Annotated in this window: 11 protein-coding genes; 6 read left to right on the forward strand and 5 right to left on the reverse strand. The window is 39.2% G+C overall.

Going from position 1 to position 16,373, the window contains the following annotated elements; translation table 11 throughout:
• The 3 genes from QWZ08_RS04375 to QWZ08_RS04385 all read left to right on the forward strand — a co-directional run.
• Nucleotides 1–1,646 (forward strand): T9SS type A sorting domain-containing protein (locus QWZ08_RS04375; RefSeq protein WP_290336016.1); only part of this gene is annotated, 1,646 nt, incomplete at its 5' end.
• A gap of 328 nt (nucleotides 1,647–1,974) precedes the next feature.
• Nucleotides 1,975–3,015, forward strand: coding sequence for a hypothetical protein (locus QWZ08_RS04380; RefSeq protein WP_290336017.1), 1,041 nt, complete (start codon nucleotides 1,975–1,977; stop codon nucleotides 3,013–3,015).
• A gap of 20 nt (nucleotides 3,016–3,035) precedes the next feature.
• Entirely contained in the window at nucleotides 3,036–3,896 is an 861-nt protein-coding gene (locus QWZ08_RS04385) for a polysaccharide deacetylase family protein (RefSeq protein ID WP_290336018.1), read from the forward strand.
• Between the two features lie 100 nt (nucleotides 3,897–3,996).
• On the opposite strand, the gene QWZ08_RS04390 is transcribed toward QWZ08_RS04385, so the two are convergent.
• Nucleotides 3,997–4,680: a type 1 glutamine amidotransferase domain-containing protein gene (locus QWZ08_RS04390; RefSeq protein ID WP_290336019.1), complete on the reverse strand. Its 684-nt coding sequence runs from the start codon at nucleotides 4,678–4,680 to the stop codon at nucleotides 3,997–3,999.
• 221 nt (nucleotides 4,681–4,901) lie between these two features.
• On the reverse strand, nucleotides 4,902–5,915 hold the full coding sequence (locus QWZ08_RS04395) for a Smr/MutS family protein (protein WP_290336020.1): 1,014 nt from the start codon (nucleotides 5,913–5,915) through the stop codon (nucleotides 4,902–4,904).
• A 531-nt stretch (nucleotides 5,916–6,446) separates the two neighbouring features.
• Here QWZ08_RS04395 and QWZ08_RS04400 point away from each other — a divergent pair.
• From QWZ08_RS04400 to istB, 3 genes are all read left to right on the forward strand, one after another.
• The gene (locus tag QWZ08_RS04400) at nucleotides 6,447–6,605 is read left to right on the forward strand and encodes an Arm DNA-binding domain-containing protein (protein ID WP_290336021.1); all 159 of its coding nucleotides are present in this window, start codon (nucleotides 6,447–6,449) and stop codon (nucleotides 6,603–6,605) included.
• A gap of 155 nt (nucleotides 6,606–6,760) precedes the next feature.
• A complete protein-coding gene (gene istA / locus QWZ08_RS04405) occupies nucleotides 6,761–8,317 on the forward strand; it encodes an IS21 family transposase (protein ID WP_290336022.1) in 1,557 nt (518 codons plus the stop codon).
• Between the two features lie 43 nt (nucleotides 8,318–8,360).
• The gene (istB, locus tag QWZ08_RS04410; protein WP_290336023.1) at nucleotides 8,361–9,119 is read left to right on the forward strand and encodes an IS21-like element helper ATPase IstB; all 759 of its coding nucleotides are present in this window, start codon (nucleotides 8,361–8,363) and stop codon (nucleotides 9,117–9,119) included.
• A gap of 158 nt (nucleotides 9,120–9,277) precedes the next feature.
• Here the strand turns inward: istB and QWZ08_RS04415 are convergent, their stop codons facing one another.
• From QWZ08_RS04415 to QWZ08_RS04425, 3 genes are read right to left on the reverse strand one after another with little or no spacing between them, the layout of a single operon-like run.
• Nucleotides 9,278–9,667 (reverse strand): hypothetical protein, encoded by a 390-nt coding sequence (locus tag QWZ08_RS04415; RefSeq protein WP_290336024.1) that lies wholly within the window; start codon nucleotides 9,665–9,667, stop codon nucleotides 9,278–9,280.
• Nucleotides 9,664–10,185, reverse strand: a complete 522-nt coding sequence (locus QWZ08_RS04420) for a DUF5675 family protein (protein ID WP_290336025.1) — start codon at nucleotides 10,183–10,185, stop codon at nucleotides 9,664–9,666. Before QWZ08_RS04420 ends, QWZ08_RS04415 begins: the two co-directional genes overlap by 4 nt.
• Nucleotides 10,186–10,209: 24 nt before the next feature.
• Nucleotides 10,210–16,311, reverse strand: coding sequence for a hypothetical protein (locus tag QWZ08_RS04425; RefSeq protein WP_290336026.1), 6,102 nt, complete (start codon nucleotides 16,309–16,311; stop codon nucleotides 10,210–10,212).
• Nucleotides 16,312–16,373 lie beyond the last annotated feature (62 nt).

The raw sequence follows: 16,373 nt of genomic DNA on the forward strand, positions 1-16,373 counted from the left end.
GGTCATTTACCGGTGCTGCAAACTATAACAACGCAAGTGGTACTGTTAATGATGTGATCGCTAAAGCTGATCCTACCGTTACTGTTACTCCTTACAGTGTGACCTACGATGGCAATGCTCATACAGCTACTTACACCATCACTGGTGTGAATAGTGAATCAGGTGCAACTGTCGGAACAATCAATGTATCTGGCACTACGCATACCAATGCAGGAACGTACAATAATGATCCGTGGTCATTTACCGGTGCTGCAAACTATAACAACACAAGTGGTAATGTTAATGATGCGATCGCTAAAGCAAACACCAGTATTATAGCTGCTAATGCAAGTGGTACAACAGGTGGAACTACTACCCTTAAGGCTACATTAAAAGATGTTTCAAATAATCTTTTCTTAAGTGGCAAAACCGTAACATTTAAAGTTAATGGTAGCACGGTTGGTACCGGAACAACAGACATTAATGGTGTTGCAAGCTTAACATTTAATGTTTGCGTCACTAATGGAGCTACAATTCAGGCAAGCTTTACTGAAGAATCAAATTACCTGGGTTCAGGTTCTAATACTGCTACATTATCTGTAACTGCTGCACCGACATATGTATGGTCAGGCACTAATGTTAATGGAACGCCTCAACAACTTCCCGCAAGCGGAGGTGTTACAATTACACCGACAGTGACATTTACCGGAGTGACATTGACAAACGTAACTGTCAACTGGGATGATAATACAAGTTCTGCTGTAATGGTTGGTCCTTACACAAACTTAATTTCACTTGGTTCACATAATTATAGTACTCCTGGGGTTTATGCTCCTAAAATTACCGGCACCGATGCCTGTGGTAATAGTATTACAAATATGTTCCAATACATTGTTATTTACGATCCAAACGGTGGTTTTGTAACAGGTGGCGGATGGATCAATTCTCCTGCAGGTGCTTACATAGCTAACCCTACATTAACTGGTAAAGCTAATTTTGGATTTGTTGCAAAGTATAGAAAAGGTTCTACTACAATTGTAGATGGAGAAACTGAATTCCAGTTCCAGGCAGGTAACCTTAAATTCAATAGTTCCTCTTATACAGACATGTCTTTGGTAATTGGTGGAGCAAAGGCTAGTTACAAGGGATCGGGAACAATTAATGGTACTGGCAGTTACAAGTTTATGCTGACTGCAATTGATGGTGATGTAACTAATGGAGGAGGCCAGGATAAAATAAGAATGAAAATTACTGATCTTGCGGGAGTTACTGTCTATGATAACCTGGTAGGTGGTGGTGGTGATAATCTTGATCCAACCACTGTGATAGGCGGCGGATCAATTGTGATACATAGCACTTCAAAAAGCGCAAGAACCATGGAAGTGGCTGCACCGGCTTTGATAGAATCTTTGGCAACCAAATTCACAGCCAAAGTGTTACCAAACCCATCCCACAATCAGTTTACCTTCTTATTTAGTTCTCCATCTAAAGAAGTGATAAAAATGAATGTGCTTGATTACAATGGCCGATTGATCGAACAAAGCAAGAACATTTCTCCAACACAATCATTGCAGATTGGCCAGCAATACAGGCCTGGAGTTTACTACGCTGAGTTCATACAAGGATCCGAAAAAATACTAATCAAACTGATTAAAGAAGCTAATTAAATTTAAAAAAATCAGTTGATAAGGTGGCCTTTTACGGGCCACCTTTTTTATTATCAACTTATTCGCTGTACATTGAACAAGCTTGCAACTTTAGCAAAAGGTCAATATATCTCGGTCGACACAATTTCGCAGTTGAAAAAATTAACTAATTTATTTATCAACCAAAACAATATTTCATTTATTTATATTGTTTAAGCCCCGTGCAGTATTAAACGATGAAAATGCATTTTTTGTCGACCTCCCATTCCATTTATTCGTTTTGTTATTGGTACGGGTGTTTAACAAAAGCTATACATTTGCACTTAAAATATTTATAATATACATATCTATGAAAAAAGAGGCTTTGGTATTGCCGTTGGGCATTTTTTCCTTATTTCTTGCATTGAGCAACAGCGCCTGCAATCAACCCGACGCAAAGGCTGCCGCAACAAAGGACTCAGCAACAACAGCAACTGCCACGGTGAGCACCGTAAAACCGGTCCCAACCGTATTGGATACAGCAGATTACGACAAAAAAATGCTGGCATTGAGTAATCATGATACTACTGGTAAGTGGCCGGCAAAAGCAGCCTATCCCCTGCCCGGCGCTGTATTACCCTATAACAGGATTGTGTCTTTCTACGGCAACCTGTATTCTAAAAAAATGGGTATCCTTGGCCAGATTCCACATGATTCCATGATTGCCCAGTTACTGCATGAAGTAGCCAGGTTTCAGGCTGCAGATACTACCGTTCCTGTAATTCCCGCTTTGCATTATATTACCACTACGGCCCAGGCTGCTGCCGGCAAAGATGGCATGCACCGTTACCGCATGCCGGGAAACCAGATAGACACCATGATTAGCTGGGCCAAGCCTATCAATGCGCTGGTATTTGTTGATATCCAGGTAGGACATAGCACTGTAAAAAATGAAGTACCTTGGCTGGAGCCTTATTTAAAGTTGCCGAATGTGCATCTTGGAATTGACCCTGAATTTTCTATGAAACACGGAGAAGTTCCGGGCAGAAAAATAGGCACTTTTACGGCGGAAGACATCAACGACGCCGTGGATTTTCTGACTGATGTAGTTCGTAAAAATCACCTGACCCCCAAGATATTAATTGTACATCGCTTTACACAGGGCATGGTGACAGGATACGAAAGAATTAAAACCACACCAGAAGTACAGGTGGTAATGGATATGGACGGGTTCGGTGATAAAATTTTAAAGCGCTCTACTTACCTGCGTTATATTTATAGGGAGCCTGTACAATTTACAGGGTTTAAATTATTTTATAAAAATGATACCAAACCCGGCACCACCGGCATGTATACGCCCGAAGAGTTGATGAAGTTTGTACCAAAACCAATTTACATCCAATTCCAGTAATCGTTCCAATTCCCCGAAAAATGAAATATATTTCTTTTAAACATTGTTTAATTATTTGCCTGATAGCCAGCTGCCAGGCTGCACCTCAAAAGGAAAAGACTGCGACAACAACTGCCAGTTCAGTTGATTCTTCAGTAAAAGTTGTTGCCGCTCCACAGGCCACAGCAGCCAGTTTGCAGGAAATGCTTGCTAAAAAAGAAGTGCCGGTTTTATGCTATCATCATATCCGGGAAGCAAAGGCCGGACAGAGCGAATCTATGAAGAGTTATTCTGTTTCGCCTGCCCAGTTTGCAGAACAAATGAAGGCTTTACACGACAGTGGCTACCAGACGGTGTTGCCAGACCAGTTGTACGAATACCTGGTGCACAATGGCCCAATGCCTGCAAAACCTGTGATGCTGACTTACGATGATACGGACGAAGAACAATACAGTATTGCGGTACCTGAAATGAATAAATACGGATTTAAAGGGGTTTACTTTATCATGACGATCTCTATCAACCGCCCCCGTTATATGAGTAAGGAACAAATCAAGACTTTGTCTGACAGCGGCCATGCCATTGAATCTCATACCTGGGATCATCACATGGTAACCAAATACACGCCCGCTGACTGGGATATGCAGTTAAGTAAGCCGGAAAAAACCCTGAATGATATAACCGGGAAGAAACCAACCTATTTTGCATATCCGTTTGGCTTGTGGAACCAGGCGGCAATTCCGGAATTAAAAAGCCATGGCTACAAAATGGCCTTCATTTTGTCTACTAAAAGAGATACAACAGAACCCTTGTACACCATTCGCAGAATGATTGTACCAGGCCAATGGTCAACCAAAGGTATGATGAGTGCTATGAAGTCTACTTTTGGTAAAAAAGGATAGTAGTATTCACAAGCAACTTATCTGTATAATGCAAGGGCCTGTTTAATTCGATTAAACAGGCCCTTGCATTTATTTTACCTTGCATTTAAAAAGAAGATAATTACTTATCCAGCAACTGTAATAACTTTTCCGCTACCAATTCAGACGAGGCCGGGTTTTGGCCGGTAATTAAAAGTCCGTCCTGTATGGCATACGGCTGCCAGTTGGCTACTTTACTATATTCGCCGCCTTTTTCTTTCAGCATATCCTCTACTAAAAAAGGTACTACCTTGGTCAGTTGTACAGCTTCCTCTTCTTCATTGGTAAAGCCAGTTACCTTTTTCCCTTTTACCAGTGGTTCACCAAGCGTATTTTTTGCGTGCTGCAACACCCCCGGTGCATGACAAACCGTTGCTACCGGCTTGTTGTTTCTATAAAAAGACTCTATCAGGTGAATTGAATTTTTATCATTGGCAAGATCCCATAGCGGTCCATGACCCCCGGGATAAAATATCGCATCAAACGCTTCCTCCTTCATCAGCGAAAGCATGCTTGTGTGCGCCAGCTTTTGCTGCGCTTCCGTATCTGATTTAAATCGCAACGTTGCGGGCGTATCGTTGCCCGGCCCTTCACTTTTGGGATCAATTGGCGGCTGTCCTCCTTTAGGCGATGCCAGTGTAATCTGAACACCGTTGTCTAAAAGTTTGTAATACGGTGCTGCAAATTCTTCTATCCAAAAACCAGTTTTCTCTCCTGTATTTCCCAACTCATCATGGCTGGTTAAAACAAATAATACTTTCTTCATTTAATAATTTTTTGTGATTGATAATTCATTTTACAATTCGGGGATATAGCCAAAATAACATTTCGTTTTCTTCCGGAAGCTATAAATACGGCTTGAATACGATATGTTTTTAACAAGCAACCGGGCAAAATGTTTTGTGGGCCCATAAACGGTATGCGATTACCAGGCCAAATCTGTTAGCGTACATTGTGAAAGAGTTAATTTAAGAAGGAATACCAGCCTCAGTAAGCAAAATAAATTTCCGTAGCTCCGTAACCGTAGAGATGGTTGTACTGATTTACGAAGGATTTTACTTCCTTTTTTGTTTTTAAGATAGCATGAATTTCGTCTCTTAATTTGCCCACCCCCACACCATGAATAATGGTTAACGTAGGTTGAAAATGCGACACGGCCAATTCGTAAAAATGCTCAAAAGTTTTTAACTGCAGGGTTAGTATCTCAAAGTTGCTCAGGTGTTTCCAGCTATCTGTTAATTTTTCTATGTGCAGATCAACCACCGTTCTTGCAGGGGGCAGTAACTCCTTCACTCTTGATAAATCGTATACTCTATACCCGGCGTTGCCGAGCTTGTTGATATCTACTTTTTCTTCTTCTACCTTATCGGGAAAACGGTCAAAAAGCGGGTATAAAAAGCTGGCTTCGTTTTTTAATTTTATTTCCTCAATTTTTTTAAAAATCTGTTTTGCTTTTAGTTTTAAAGAAGTCTCATAATAAGGTGCTTTCTTTTTATCGGGATTGGAGAGCGTGAACTCCACATCAAAACGCGGATTGTCACTCAGATCGTCAAAGTTAATATCGTGTAAATAAAATTCATGCAGTGGTTCGATGGTATTGGCCAGGTCAAAGCTGCTTTCGCCATTAAACAGCAAATTGTATTTAAATCCAAACGAAGAAGTGGTTTGATTAACAAGATAAATTTTTAATTTCTCTACGACATCATCATCAAAAACGTCCTTATCAAAAACAGGCACAAAACAAATAAACATGCCTTCATCCTTTTTATCTCTTGCTACACCTTTTTCTTTAGGCAGGTTATCCACATATATTTTCTTTTTTTCGACTATTTTTTTTTGAGAAAACATATTAAAGTAAGGAAAATCAATTTGGTCCATATAGGCCGGAAAGCGAACACCTTTTACTTCAATCATTACCATTTTTTCATTCATAATTTCTACCACCTTACCCTCTTCATTGGTAAGCAGCACAATTATTTTATCTCCTATTTCGTATTTCATTGCCCCTGGCTATTTAATAAGTATAGCGGCAAAGTTAGGTTAGTTTGTGAGGCAAAAAATTAATGGAAAGCGAAAATGGGTAAAAGCATTTTAAAACAACTTACCCTGGTGAGAAGGTGTGCTTTACCATGACACTTCATTCGAATCAGTATATTTTTTACTTTTCTGCAGTAGCTACTTTACAATTGAATCCAATTATTCAATATCAGCAGCCATATCTACACGTCAATAAAGTCGCCATAAAAATATAGTACAAGGGTGCGACGCCCGTGCAGCTCCACTAAAATCAATACCAAATTATGCTAAAAGCCTGCAAACTCAATGTTTGCGGGCTTTTTTCATTTTAGGGAATCACCAAAACGTACAGGAAAAAGCAAATTTCTGGTGAGTGATTCGGTGAGTAGGATCAATGTTGCAACATTACTCACCAGACTTGCCCAAACTCACTGACAATCAACATGTTCAAAATTTGAACATCTTGTCTTGCTTCTGCTGCAATGCTAATTTTGTTAACCTAAAATGAGTAAAATCATGAAGACAAATTTTAGCATGCTTTTTTACCTGAAAAAGCAGAAAAACTACACATCAGGTACAGCACCAATTTATTTAAGAATTACAGTAGATGGGCAACGTGCAGAATTAACTGCCAACAGGGAATGTGAGCCTGAGTGGAAAACCCACGCAAATTGACCCCCTTCCGCCAAAACAAACTGACCCCCTCCGGCCATTTTAAATTGACCCCCTGATACCGGCTGAAATTGACCCCCTAAATCGTTGAATAAAGAGCAGTTGTTTTTGTAGGATAATAATCGGTTGTTTTAACCAAAACAACGGGAGATTATTTTATGTCCAACAAAACAATTGATATGTTTAAAATCAGGCAAATATTGCGACTTTATTCAGAAGGAAGAGGCAGTAAGTTCATCAGCAAAACAACAGGTACGGCACGCAACACGGTAAAGAAATACCTTCTGCAGTTTGTAGAGTTGCGGCTTACCATTGAGCGGGTAGAAATCATGACTGACGGGGAGTTAGCCAAAGCCTTTTTGATTGTAAAGCCAAAAAAAGAAAGCAGCCGTGTAGTTGATCTGGAAGCGTTGTTACCAGAGCTGACAGCCAGGTTAAAGAAACGTGGTGTGACCAAGCAAATGGTTTATGCCGACTACATCCGGCAGTGCCCTGATGGGTACAAGCACTCCGCTTTCCTGGTGCGCCTCAATACATTCATGGGCATGAGTAAGCCATCTATGCGTGTGCCTCACAAGGCCGGCGATAAACTCTTTATTGATTTTACCGGAAAGCGTTTACAGGTAGTAGATATAAGCACCGGCGAGGTACAGGATGTAGAAGTTTTTGTAGCCATCCTGGGCTGCAGCCAGCTCACTTATGTAACAGCAGTAGCCTCTCAAAAGAAGGATGATTTTATATTGGCCTGCGAGCGGGCGCTGCATTTTTATGGCGGTGTACCCGAAGCCATTGTTCCTGATAATTTAAAATCCGCGGTAAAAAAAGCCGGGCGGTATGAGTCGGAACTCAATGATAGTTTTGCCGCATTTGCAGCCCATTACAACACGTATGTTTTTCCTGCAAGGGTTTATAAGCCTAAAGATAAAGCGCTGGTAGAAGGGGCTGTAAAAATAATCTACACCAGCATCTTTACTAAAATAGATGAAAAGGTATACAGCAGCTTAGAAACGCTCAATGAGGATATTTTAATTTACCTGCTGGCCCACAACAGTACATTGCTTACGGGCTGTGATTATAGCAGGTTGCAGCAGTTTGACGCACTGGAAAAAAATGTTTTAAAACCGCTGAACAAATATCCCTATGACCCCATGACCAGCAAAACTGCCACGGTCGGTAAAACAGGTTACGTTACCGTCGATTACCGTTATTACAGTATACCCTATAAATTTATTGGTATAAAAATCAAACTGATGTACAACTGTACAAAGGTGGAAGCATTTAGCGAGCATGAATTAATTGCTGTTCATGTTCGTTATTTTGGCAAAGACAAATACATACAAAACGAAGACCACCTTGCCTCCTGGCACCGCTATCCTACGGAATGGAACCCTGAAAAATTTATTGCCGATGCCGCATTGATTGGTGAAGTAGTAGTAGCCTACATTAAAAAAGTATTGTCCCGAAACGAGTATCCCGAAAAAAATTACAGAGCCTGCCAGGGCATCATCAATTATAAAAAACGGGTAGGCGAAACAAGGCTTATCAACGCCTGCAAAAGAGCCGATAGCTTTAACGTGTACAACTTTGGAATGATAGAACGCATACTAAAATCAAAAGCAGATTTTATTCCATTGGAAGATGAACAAAAACCTTCGGGCGATGACACCTGCATGCCCGTGCACGACAATATCCGGGGAGAAGATTACTATCAATAAAATCAAACCACTTCATTTATTAACCAGTTAAAAAAACACAGCAATGAACAAAGACAGTTTAGAAAAGATGAGTCACATGCGGCTGCTGGGTATGCACCAGGCCTACAAGGCCAGTCTGGAAGCAGATCAGCGCCAGCAACAGTTTACCAATGATGAACTGGTACAGTACCTGGTGCAAAGCGAATGGGACGACAGGAAGCATCGAAGCGTACAAAGAGGGCTTAAGAACGCTAACTTCCGCTACAGTGCCAGTATCGAACAATTGGATTATTCCGGCGACCGCGGGTTAGATAAAAACATTGTACAACGTTTATCTACCTGCGATTTTATAAAAAAAGGCGAAGATCTTTTTATCACCGGCAGTACCGGAACGGGAAAAAGTTTTTTGGCATCTGCCCTGGGCCAGCAAGCTTGCTTAATGGGATATAAAATTTTGTACACTAACACTGCTAAATTAATGTCTCATTTAAAAATGGCCAAAGCGGATGGCGCCCATTTAAAAGAGCTTTCTAAAATAGAAAAACAGGATGCCCTTATCTTAGATGATTTTGGTGTACACCCCTTCGATGCAGGAAGCAGGGCTTTACTATTGGACATTATCGAAGACCGTCATGGCAAAAGATCTACCATCATCACCGCACAAGTACCTGTAAAAAAATGGCATGAAGTCATAGGAGAAAAAACACTTGCTGATGCTATACTCGACAGGATTGTCCATCAATCTATCCGGATAGAATTATACGGTGAATCTTTAAGAAAAAAACAAAAAGGAAAAGCAGAACCAATGGAATCATATTTATAAAAAACGCCGGCAAAAATTAATCACTATTTTTAGCCTCCAAAACAACAGTTCTTTATCTTCTTTTTAGTCCTCTTCACCAGGATTTTTTTAGGCCCTTTTGTAATCGCTTTTTAGGGGGTCAATTTAAAATGGCGGAAGGGGGTCAGTTTTGCTGGGATTTACAGGTTACATTGTTCTGCTGATAATATTGTAAGTACAAGCATCCAATCATTTTTATTAACCGGTTTATCTGCACAGCCACATGCCACGTTAGTGGAATCATGAGGCTTCAACAGTATTTGTTTCAATTGAATACTATCTTTTTCGGGAAACTCATAAACTAACTTAAAATTTGCTTTGACATCGAAATCGCTATCGTTTATTGCCACAAAAGTTAATGATGAATTGCAGTCCAAATTGCAATCAGAATAATTATACGTATCTACACGAAGATTTCGCGTAGTGGTTGAACCAATAAGTTTACGATTCTTTTTGCAACTAGAAAGAGTGATAAAACAGGTAATGGAAAACATTGCTATACCACCAAAAAAAAGGAGACGAATTTTCATTTTATTTCAATTATTAGGTTTTTATCGGGACATGAATTAGGGAACTCAGTTCCGTAAAAAGCAATCCTTAGTTTAAAGAGTGGATGTTCTTTATCAATGAAAACAGATTGATCAGCCGATTTATTTGCCGGACCAAGTAGTATGCATCCTTTAGAATGTTGAGGTTTATTTCCTGCATGCAAAAGAATATCACTTCTGCCAGGTACATCTTTCATTTCAAGAAGAAAGTCTCCTGATTTTGACAACGAACCTAATTCCGACTGAACAAAGTTTTTTCCGGAATGGTATCTCATGTTTCCAGAGTATTTCCCGGTTGGAATTTTTAGATCATTGTTTTCATAGCAGTTGCCAAGTAGTTTATTATCTAAAAATATTTGGCCCATTACGAGATTGTTTTCTACTTTACCTCTGACAATTAAAATATTGAAATCCGTTGCTGGCAACCATTCTGATTTCTTTGAAGCTGAAACCATAATAAAAGAAAGTAGTACAAAGACCAAACTTATTTTCCTTTTCATATTATTAGTTTTGTTTAAAGGTGTTTACTTATATATTGTTTTGATGCCCGATTTATTAAATAATGCCAAAGGATTAATGACGCTATTCACTTTCTTTCCGTCAGACTTAAATGCAGAAAGAATAAATGTCGCCAATGTTTTAAACTGTTCTTCCAATAGATTGCTTTCACGAATACGTGGAATATTACTCAGGTTTTCGTCGATCACTGCCTGGCTCATAGCATTTTTTAAATTCTCTTCAAATAAACTTCGTTCAATCGTCTTTTCTGTTTTAATCTTTTTGCCGTCTTTGTCGTCGATCAGGAGTAAAACGTCTTTAGATGTCTTAACAAATGCCAGTAATTGTCGTACATGATTTTCTGTTTCCATGAAATCTATTGCAACATTTGCGCTGCTGTCTGTAATCAGAAGGTTGAATAGACGGTCAAAAAATACCTGGTGATTAGCAATAACTGTCGGGAAGTTGAAAAAATCCCCTCTGTTTCCTTCTAATGAAAAGAATCCGGCTGGATAAAGAAGTTCTTTTTGCACAAAAGGTTTCATGGAGTTTTGGTTATCCAATAAATATAGATGCGATGGCGAAGCCAAGCTGATCCATCCAGCCCTGTTTTTATCTGCGGCAAAAAGTATTTTATTTTGCAACGTGCCGGAACTATAGAGAAAGCTTAGCAAACTTCCAAGCAGTGGGTTTTCTATAAACGTTGACTTCGTTACTGGTTTTTCTACTATGCCTAAAGCCCGACTCAGATCATTCTCGGTGAAATTGATGGTTTTGATACTTTTTTCATTTCCTACAACAAAGAAGGTCTTCCATTTATCTCCTTCGGGAGAAGTAATAGGAGTGACACGCACACTTGTATCCAATTTAATCACGTTACAGAAATAATCATCAGATATTGGTTTGTTTGCAATTTTCAGGTTTGCATAATCAACGAATTTATAAACTGCCGATCTTTCAACATTTCCATCTTTTATGTGTGATCTCAATGCTTGCAATATGTTTGATGCAGGCACTTCTGTTTCGCATGAAGAAATAATCTGAAAGAGCGAAGCGGCATCCAGATCCACCACTATCTTGTTGGTGAATTCAATATAATCTTTAAAATAATCTGATCCTATCTCAGCAACCGCTATGGGAGTGTCGGATTCTTCTGCAATCCAATATTCTTCATTCCCAATTTGAATTATGTAAATGAAGAGTTCACTTGAAAAGTCTCTGAACGCTATTTGTCCGTAAGCATAAGGGTAGTCGGTAGATAAATTTGTTTTCTTCTTTTCTTCTACATATTCAACTTTACCCTGATTGAATACCCTGCGATATGCGTTAGTTATAAAACAAGGCGGGTGATTATGACCGTTGCCTGCAGTGCTGGTAATAGAAGTTGCTGCAACTGATTTCTCGGTCTGTGCAGTTGCCATTTGAAAATTTAAATGATAAAGATCGTCATAATCTACTACGTGTTTTGTTTGATACAGCCAAGATAGTGATTTGGACGTCTTATTGCAATCTGCAGTGAGAAGGAAATTGTAAAATGACGATGCAGTTACCAAAAATGCCTTGGCTTCATTGTCGTTGTAAGCAAGAATAAAATTATATGCAGGAAATGCCAATTCGTTTGTAATAATGCTGTTTCCGCCAATACTGTAAGTTTTAGGATCGACAGTTGATCGTGTGAGGTTCAAGCAAAATTTATCAGACATTTTAAAATCATCAATGCCTTCTTTTGCTGGCAGCAGAGCTGATAGTGAATAGTTAGTTTTATTGTCTAATAACATATTTGCAGCCGAGAATCCTAGAATAACGCATTCCCCTTTTGCCAATTGATAATACCCGCTCTGTTCATTTCTACTAGGATACTTCAAAACAAAGCTGACCGACTTTTCATTTTTCACAACTTTGAAATCAAAAGGCAACCTTTGCGGTTCATTGCTATTATTTAAATAGATAAAACAGTAATAGGAAGAAAAATCCAATCCCGGATTGCATGCACTTACATAAGTGCGATAATCTTTCAAGGGAACGCAGAGCTTATTACTGATGGCAATATAAACTGATTCTTCTTTTCTCGAAAGATCGTTATACCTCACGAAAGTGTATCCAATATCGCTATTACCATCCATGTTTGCTATTTCTATTTCCGATGATAATTTTCCGGATACTCCCGTTTTGTTACGGTCTTTTTCATTACTTGGTTTATTTGAATTATTTCCTCCTGGCCTTCCACCACCGGGTTTATCGTTGTCACCATTGTTGCCACCGAGATTTCCACCTAGGTTGCCTCCAGGATTTCCATCTGCATTGCCATCAAGACCACCTTCCTTGTCATTAAATTCCCGAGAGTCATTACCCTCCGGACCACCACCCAATGACAAATCCATCTTAGGAAGATTCAAAAGCGCTTTGGCAAGTTCTTCGGGACTTAACATTCGTTTCAAAAGCTTAATAATCTCATCCCTTATATAGGTAACCGATATTGCATCCACTCCGGGGAAGTGTAACGTAAGACCTAATCCCATCACATAGAAATGAACTTCTGCAAAGTGTTCATTTGCTTCTATGGAGAATTTACTCAAATCGAATCCGCACAGTGTAACATCTCCACCTACTTTCATGAATGGATCTTTGATAAAACCTTGTAGGGGCGAATAAACAAAGGAAGTTCCAACAGAGCCTGTCAATGTCCCTACCGGCAAACCGAACCTTCCAGTACCTGAAAGTTTAATAGCCTCTGAAAGCGTATCAATGGCTCCGGTTACATCTAGGGCTCCAGTTGCCACATGCAGCAAGTCTACGGTTCCAATAGTGCTAAAGCTATAATCACCATTCGGCGTTTTTCCGAATCGTGTGGTCTTATCTAATTTCAAAATCTTTTGCGCCATGCCGGTAGTTCCTTCAGACAAAGTCACTTCTGCTTCGGGTATTATGGTGATAACACCTCTACTTTTGTTAAGTGGGAAAAAACTCACCAATATCAAATCACCGTTGTAATCTACTTTGCCAATATCTTTTTTGCTGTAGGGGATATTGAAATCACCTTTTATTTTTACAAGCTTGGCGATGCCTCTAACACTTTGGTCAATACCCATGCTAAAGTCGCCTTTAAAAGACAGTTCTTTGTTGTCAAGATCAAGTATGATTGTTGGATCTATAAGTGAACAATAAGGAGGGGCAATTGGTACAATAATTGGAACAGTTAAAGAAGGTTTGAAATCGAAATCTATTTTGTTTTCTCTCAGAGTGAACTTTACAGTAGGCAACTTTATCTGATCCCAAATTTTAATATCGGCAGTTCCGCTAATAGTATGCGCTTTAAAATCTATAGGATTTATTTTAATAGCGTTTTCATCATCCATTAGTGCCGCAAATAGGTTCTGCAATAATATACCAGCAATCTGGCCTTCAAGATTTTTGGGTTGATTGATATCGATCTTGCCCGTTGCATAATCAATTTCAATCGGTACGTCTACATTAATGTCACCATGAAAGACCATTTTCCCATTAAGTGTCAGTTTATGCGTTAATAGATCAATTCCTGCAACAGATAGTTCCATATCCGCATAATCAGCAATCTTTACTTTGCCTTTAAAATCTGCGAAATATTTTGTTATTACATTTAAAGCAGCGGTCTGTAAATCTTTCAACTCAGTTCTTGAGTCAATAGCACTGGTCTGGGTGTTTATCGTTATTGTATGAATGATGCCATCAAAATTAATTTCGGTGATTTTTAAACGGGCGCGAATGATAATTTCATCTGTAACATCGGCTTCGAATATCACTTTGTCTTTTAACCCGACTGTTTCATTTAATTGCTTTATCAATAAATCAGCAATTTGCTTTTTATCTGCACTGACTACTTTAAATTGATCATTTTCCCTGATAAACTTGAGTGCGATGTCTTCATATCTGGCTACGCCTTCAACTTTTCCAGATACGCAATTAATTTGTACAACCTTGAATGGTAAACCAAAAGAAGGCAACACAGAATTGTTTAATGATTCACACGTCCGTCTGAGCGCTTCCTGACCGGCTTTGATTACCGCTTTCTCAGCCGCTGTCCTCGAATAATCAATCAATATATCCTTATAGTTACGCACGTAATTTGTTGCAACTTCTTTTATCACAGCCAACATTTCCGGTAAAGTCTTAAACAAATAAGACTTTCCTTCGCACATAAGTTTGAAACTTTTATCCTCAAGATTGAATTCAAAAGAAGAAATATTCAATACAGCTGCGGCGTGTGTTACAACACCAGGCACACTTTCGGAAAGGACATCCGTTATTTTTGTTATTTCGCTTTGAAGTTCTGTTTTTATTTTATCTCTCAATGACGGCAATGCATCAACGAGCGAAATCCTTGACATGGTTAACTGTGCTTCGTTCTGCAATAGACTATAACCAAATCGGATTGTCACATGGGGCACATTGACGTTAAGAATTGGGAAACGGACATTTTCTAATTGTAATTTTCCGCTGATGTATTCGTTGTTCTTCGAAAACGGGTCGAGTGTGAAATTGTAAACCCGTTCTGAATTAAAAAAAGTTTTCAGTTGATTTAGTTTGCTGTCGTTCGCTGCTGTTTTTATTTGTTCCCAGATTTTTGTAATGGCGGCTTCACGAAGAGCTGCACGAAATTCTTCCGGATTTCGACTTAATAAATCATCGAGTGTTACAGAAAACGATGTGAGCGTTGGATCATTATTGAATATTTGCTCAAAGAAAGACTGAGGAGTCCAGCTAATACCAAAACTGATTTGCCAGGTGTCAGGATCAATTATCAGCCTTTTCAAGTTTACACCCAATACAACAGGCAAAGATAGCAGTTGATTTGCTCCCTGTAAGGTAGAAGCATCGTAAGTAAACTGATTCCAGATTCCCTTTTTGGGTAATTGGATTCCGATACTGATACTAGGGTCTGAAGCTTTTAAAATATATGATTGATTTGCTGGCATTTCCTTCGATAGATTAATATCTCTTATGGTCAATCCCAAGGGGATCTCTGTTATGAGTTTACCAGCTTTTCCATTTAAATCGGTGATCTTCTGGTCTTGAGTCATCTTTTCAAATTCAGGCTCCTCTTCGCCAGCTATCCAGTAAACAATACTGGCACTCGCTTCGGTAAACTCAATTTTTTTATCAATCGACAAACGCCCAAAAGTTCCTTTCTTAAAACGCAAACGCACAAAATATTTAGACGCGGCTGATCGCATTACATCAACATAGTCTCCTTCCCCCGGAATTATTTTGGAAGCGAGATAATCATTTTTTGCGCGAAAATCCTCCAGTGCATTGGCGACATTTTGCACAGCTGGATTTAATTCTTTGTATTTGTTATTAAGATCCTCTATTGTCGTCCGCAACCCTTCGCATTGTTTTAATAAAGCCGTTCTTTTCGCAAATCGCTCAGCATAGGTTTTAGTAAATTCCGGATCGGTTGCTTTAATATTGAAGTTCTTTGCTTCGTCAGGATTTGCAGAGGGATAAAAAGAAACCGCAAACAAGCTTTGATAATCTTTAAAGCTTGCGATGATTTCTTTAACCTTCGAAGAACTGTTTCCTATTCTGTCAAGAAGTTCAGTTTTCCCGGAGGCGAGTATTGGTTGAAAACACTGAATAAGAATTTCATCTTTTCTCAGTTCAATGTATTTTTCTACAATCGTCTCAGCGGTAATGGCGTCTTCTGAAAGAATATCGCTCAACTTCGGAGCCATCACTTCAAAGGCATACAAAACTCTTAAGAAAAGATTTCGTTCCAGTTGAAAGCTTTCATTTTTTTGATTGTCGAACTGGTTTGTAAATTCTGCTATTTGCTCTTTTGCTTTTACAAACTGATCTTTTAATGCAGGAGAAAGCAATTCTTCCAATTTGCCTTTTTGAATAGCCTCAAGTGCTACGTCTTTTTTTTCTGCCGCGATTTGTAAAGAGTATAGAATTTCCTTGAAAACCCTGCTTGAATTAGGTGCGGCAACTATATTGATATCGAAGATATCTGCACCTTCACTGTTCCAGTCAAAACGTTCGTGAGTAAAAGCAGTATCAAAATAGTAAAGCAATTTATCATTCAGCTCCGATACTTGGGCTATCTCGTCATGCGACCATGCATGGGGATTTAAGTTTTCATCCGTCACGACTGTGGTATTGTCGTTGCACCTGGTAAGATGAGCAATAACGAGAATTGCAAGGAGAATCC

Origin of the sequence: Ferruginibacter paludis (assembly GCF_030409685.1) — a bacterium.
GTDB lineage: Bacteria > Bacteroidota > Bacteroidia > Chitinophagales > Chitinophagaceae > Ferruginibacter > Ferruginibacter paludis.

What these genes read in the sequence shown, in the direction of transcription:
- QWZ08_RS04380 (WP_290336017.1), top strand. Translation starts at nt 1,975, where the DNA reads ATGAAAAAAGAGGCTTTGGTATTGCCGTTGGGCATTTTTTCCTTATTT.
- QWZ08_RS04385 (WP_290336018.1), top strand. Translation starts at nt 3,036, where the DNA reads ATGAAATATATTTCTTTTAAACATTGTTTAATTATTTGCCTGATAGCC.
- QWZ08_RS04390 (WP_290336019.1), bottom strand. Translation starts at nt 4,680, where the DNA reads ATGAAGAAAGTATTATTTGTTTTAACCAGCCATGATGAGTTGGGAAAT.
- QWZ08_RS04395 (WP_290336020.1), bottom strand. Translation starts at nt 5,915, where the DNA reads ATGAAATACGAAATAGGAGATAAAATAATTGTGCTGCTTACCAATGAA.
- QWZ08_RS04400 (WP_290336021.1), top strand. Translation starts at nt 6,447, where the DNA reads ATGAAGACAAATTTTAGCATGCTTTTTTACCTGAAAAAGCAGAAAAAC.
- istA (WP_290336022.1), top strand. Translation starts at nt 6,761, where the DNA reads ATGTCCAACAAAACAATTGATATGTTTAAAATCAGGCAAATATTGCGA.
- istB (WP_290336023.1), top strand. Translation starts at nt 8,361, where the DNA reads ATGAACAAAGACAGTTTAGAAAAGATGAGTCACATGCGGCTGCTGGGT.
- QWZ08_RS04415 (WP_290336024.1), bottom strand. Translation starts at nt 9,667, where the DNA reads ATGAAAATTCGTCTCCTTTTTTTTGGTGGTATAGCAATGTTTTCCATT.
- QWZ08_RS04420 (WP_290336025.1), bottom strand. Translation starts at nt 10,185, where the DNA reads ATGAAAAGGAAAATAAGTTTGGTCTTTGTACTACTTTCTTTTATTATG.